We start from the raw sequence: 4,101 nt of genomic DNA on the forward strand, positions 1-4,101 counted from the left end.
CCAACGGCGCCGGCAAGAGTTCGCTGCTCAATGTAATCAACGGTGTGTACCACCCCCAAAGCGGCAGCATTCACTACGCCGGCCAGACTCGGCGGCGCATGCGTGCGCACCAGGCAGCCGAGGGCGGCATTGCGCGGACTTTCCAGAACATTGCGCTGTTCAAGGGCATGAGCGTGCTCGACAACGTGCTCACCGGACGCAATCTCAAGCGCCGCAGCAGTTGGATCGAGCAGATGCTGCGCCTGGGCCGCGCCCCGCGTGAAGACGACGCGCACCGCCTGCACGCGGAAAAAGTCATCGCGTTTCTGCAGATCCACCCCTGGCGCCACGTGCTGGTGGGCACCCTGCCCTACGGCCTGCAAAAACGTGTCGAACTGGCCCGCGCCCTGGCGTCCGAGCCAACCCTGTTGCTGCTGGATGAGCCCATGGCCGGCATGAACGCCCAGGAGAAAGCCCAGATGAGCCAGTTCATCCGCGACATCAACCGCGAGTTCGGCACCACCGTGGTGTTGATCGAGCACGACATCGGCGTGGTCATGGGCCTGTGCGATCACGTGGTGGTGCTCGACTACGGCCGCAAGATCGGCGACGGCACGCCGGAACAGGTGCGCGCCAACCCGGATGTCATCGCCGCCTACCTGGGGACTTGAGCATGGAATTTTTCTTCGAAGTGCTGATCGGCGGCCTGTTGGCGGGCGTGATGTATTCCCTGGTGGCGATTGGTTTTGTGCTGATTTACAAGGCCTCGGGGGTCTTCAACTTTGCCCAGGGCGCCATGGTGCTGTTTGCGGCGTTGACCTTTGTCAGCCTGCTGGAGCGCGGCGTTCCGTTTGCCCTGGCGTTTTTGCTGACCCTGGCGAGCATGGTAGTGCTGGCGCTGCTGATCGAAAAAGTGGTGCTGCGGCCCCTGGTCAATCGCCCGCCGATCATCCTGTTCATGGCCACGCTCGGGCTGTCCTACATGATCGAAGGCTTCGCGCAGTTCCTCTGGGGCGCGCAGGTGCACGGGTTGGACTTGGGCATTGCCGATGAGCCGCTGGAAATCCGCGGCATGCTGCTTTCGCAGTTCGACCTGTTTGCCGCCGGCACCGCGGCCGCACTGGTACTTGCACTGTCGCTGCTGTTCAACAAAACCCGGATCGGCCTGTCGCTGCGCGCGTCGCCGATGACCCGCTGGCGTCCATGGCGGTAGGCATTCGCCTGCCGCGCATCTGGGCGCTGGTGTGGGCGGTGGCCGGGTTTGTCGGACTGGTGGCCGGGTTGCTCTGGGGTGCGCGCCTGGGGGTGCAATTCTCACTGTCGCTGGTGGTGCTCAAGGCATTGCCGGTGCTGATCATCGGCGGGTTTTCGTCCATCGGCGGCGCGATTGTCGGCGGGTTGATCATCGGCGCGAGCGAAAAAGTCGCCGAGATCTACCTCGGTCCGATCATCGGCAGCGGCATTGAAAACTGGGTGCCCTACGTCCTTGCCTTGCTGTTCTTGCTGGTGCGGCCTGCCGGGCTATTCGGCGAGCGCGCCATCGAGCGGGTTTGATGATTTTTTGAGGAAATGCCTGCATGTTGTATCAAGAAGTCGGTCAAATCAGCACCTCCTACGCGGCCGAGCGCCGCACCTTCCGCCTGCGTCAGGACCGCCTCGCGCTGTGGCTGCTGCTGGGTTTTGCGTTTGTGGCGGTGCCCTGGCTAGGCAACGATTACTGGTTCAGCGCGATCCTGGTGCCGCTGCTGGTGCTGTCCCTGGCCGGCCTTGGCCTGAACCTGCTGACCGGCTATGCCGGGCAACTGTCCCTGGGCTCGGCGGCGTTCATGGCGGTGGGCGCGTTTGCCGCCTACAACCTGCAATTGCGCATACCCGGTTTGCCGCTGCTGGTGAGCTTTGGCCTGGGCGGCGTGATCGCTGCGCTGGTGGCGGTGTTCTTCGGTTTGCCGAGCCTGCGGATCAAGGGGTTTTACCTGTTGGTGGCGACCCTGGCCGCGCAGTTCGTGGTGGAGTGGGTGCTGACCCGCTTCAGCTGGTTTACCAACGACAACGCGTCCGGGGTGATCACATCGCCGCCGTTGCTGATCGCCGGGATTGATTTCAGTTCGCCGTGTGGTCGCTATCTGCTGACCTTGAGCGTGGTCGTGGCGCTGTTCTGGCTCGGTAAGAACCTGGTACGCAGCGAACTGGGCCGTAACTGGATGGCCGTGCGCGACATGGACACCGCCGCCGCCGTGATCGGCATTCGCCTGCTCAAGGCCAAGTTGCTGGCCTTCGCCATCAGCGGCTTCTACCTGGGCGTCGCCGGCTCGCTGTGGGCCTTCGCCTACCTGGGCACGGTGGAGCCCCACGGCTTTGACCTGAGCCGTTCATTCCAGGTGCTGTTCATCATCATTATCGGCGGGCTGGGCAGTGTGCTTGGCAACGTGCTGGGCGCGGCATTCATCGTGTTGTTCCCGATCCTGCTGGGCAACCTCTTCGCGCTGCTGCCGGCCGGATTGATGGACGCCGGCCAGCTGGAAAACCTGCAGAAGATGCTGTTCGGCGCGCTGATCATCACCTTCCTGATCAAGGAACCGGAGGGGCTGGCCCGCCTGTGGCAGCGCTTTCGTCAACGGGCCAGGGTCTGGCCGCTGCGGTACTGAACTAACTAACTCCTGTGCTCAACCCCCGAGGAATTGCCTTCATGACACACCGCTTACCGCTGCGCCGCCTGGCCTTGGGCCTGGCCTTGATTACCGCGACGCTCACGGGCACCGTCCAGGCCGCCAACGAACAATACTTCCCCTTGCAAAGCTATCGGGTCGGCCCCTATGCCGCCGGCGGCACTGGTTTCTTCGGCGGGTTTATCGACTACCTGCAATACATCAACGCCAAGGGCGGCGTGAATGGGGTCAAGTTGACCTGGAGCGAATGCGAGACCGAGTACGTGGTGGAAAAAGGCGTCGAATGCTACGAGCGCCTCAAGGGCGGCCTCAACGGCGCGCCCGCTGCGGCCACCAACCCGCTGTCGGTGGGCATCGCCTACGCCACGCTGGACCGCTCGACCGCCGACAAGCTGCCGTTGATCACCATCAACCACGGCCGCACCGACTCCACCGACGGCAGCGTTTTCCCTTACGTGTTCCCGTTGCAGCTCAACCCGTATTCGGAAGTCTCGGCGATCATCAATTACATCGGCCAGCGCGAAGGCGGCGCCGACAAACTCAAGGGCAAGAAAATCGCCGTGCTCTACCACGGCTCGCCGTACGGCAAGGAAACCAACGGCGTACTGGAGACCCTGGCGAAAAACGCCGGCTTCGAACTGACCCTGCTCGAAGTGCCGCACCCCGGCAACGAACAGCAGTCCCAATGGCTGAACATCCGCCGCCTCAAGCCGGACTGGGTGATCCTGCGCGGCTGGGGCGTGATGAATCCGGTGGCACTGAAATCCGCGCAAAAAGTCGGCTACCCGGCCGATCACATCATCGGCAATATCTGGAGCAACTCGGAAGAAGACGTGGTGCCGGCCGGCAACGCCGCCAAAGGTTTTATCTCGATCACCACCCACCCGTCGGGCACCGACTTCCCGGTGCTGCAGGGCATCAAGCAAAGCGTGGTGGACGCGGGCAAAGGCAACCTCGCCGATCCGAAGCGCTTCGGCACCGTGTACTACAACCTCGGCGTGGTCAACGGCATTCTCAACGTCGAAGCCGTGCGCCTCGCGCAGGAAAAATACGGTGAAAAACCATTGACCGGCGAACAAGTGCGCTGGGGCTTCGAACACCTGAACCTGGACGATGCGCGTCTGCAAGCCCTGGGCGCCAAAGGCCTGGTGCAACCGCTGAAACTGTCCTGCGCCGACCACGAAGGCGGCGGCGCGGTGCGCTTCCAGCAATGGGATGGCCAGCGCTGGAACCTGATCAGCGATTGGGTGCAGGCCGACCGCGCATTGTTGCGGCCGATTATCGAAGCGTCGGCCGCGCAATATGCGAAGGAGAAAGGCATCACACCGCGTGATTGCAGCAAAGAGCAGTGAGGTTTATCGGCTGAAATACGCTTCAAATGTGGGAGGGGGCTTGCCCCCGATGGCGGTGTATCAGTCACAGATTTCCTAACTGAGCCACCGCTATCGGGGGCAAG

3 protein-coding genes and 1 pseudogene are annotated in these 4,101 nt (G+C 62.9%); all 4 read left to right on the forward strand.

The features are described from left to right. Nucleotides 1-650, forward strand: a 650-nt coding sequence (locus IQK56_RS28175) for an ABC transporter ATP-binding protein (protein WP_193901906.1), incomplete at its 5' end; no start/stop codon positions are given. 2 nt (nt 651-652) lie between these two features. Beyond that, a pseudogene (locus IQK56_RS28180) lies at nt 653-1,533 on the forward strand (branched-chain amino acid ABC transporter permease). Between the two features lie 23 nt (nt 1,534-1,556). After that, complete coding sequence (locus tag IQK56_RS28185; protein ID WP_150676822.1) at nt 1,557-2,624, forward strand: branched-chain amino acid ABC transporter permease; 1,068 nt, start codon at nt 1,557-1,559, stop codon at nt 2,622-2,624. A gap of 41 nt (nt 2,625-2,665) precedes the next feature. Beyond that, nucleotides 2,666-3,997 carry an ABC transporter substrate-binding protein gene (locus tag IQK56_RS28190; RefSeq protein ID WP_150761290.1) on the forward strand — a complete coding sequence of 444 codons (1,332 nt, stop codon included), beginning with the start codon at nt 2,666-2,668 and terminating at the stop codon, nt 3,995-3,997. Nucleotides 3,998-4,101 lie beyond the last annotated feature (104 nt).

Source organism: Pseudomonas cyclaminis, assembly GCF_015163715.1.
Lineage (GTDB): Bacteria > Pseudomonadota > Gammaproteobacteria > Pseudomonadales > Pseudomonadaceae > Aquipseudomonas > Aquipseudomonas cyclaminis.

Excerpts from the sequence above, each read along its gene's own strand:
- IQK56_RS28185 (WP_150676822.1), top strand. The coding sequence starts at position 1,557 with ATGTTGTATCAAGAAGTCGGTCAAATCAGCACCTCCTACGCGGCCGAG.
- IQK56_RS28190 (WP_150761290.1), top strand. The coding sequence starts at position 2,666 with ATGACACACCGCTTACCGCTGCGCCGCCTGGCCTTGGGCCTGGCCTTG.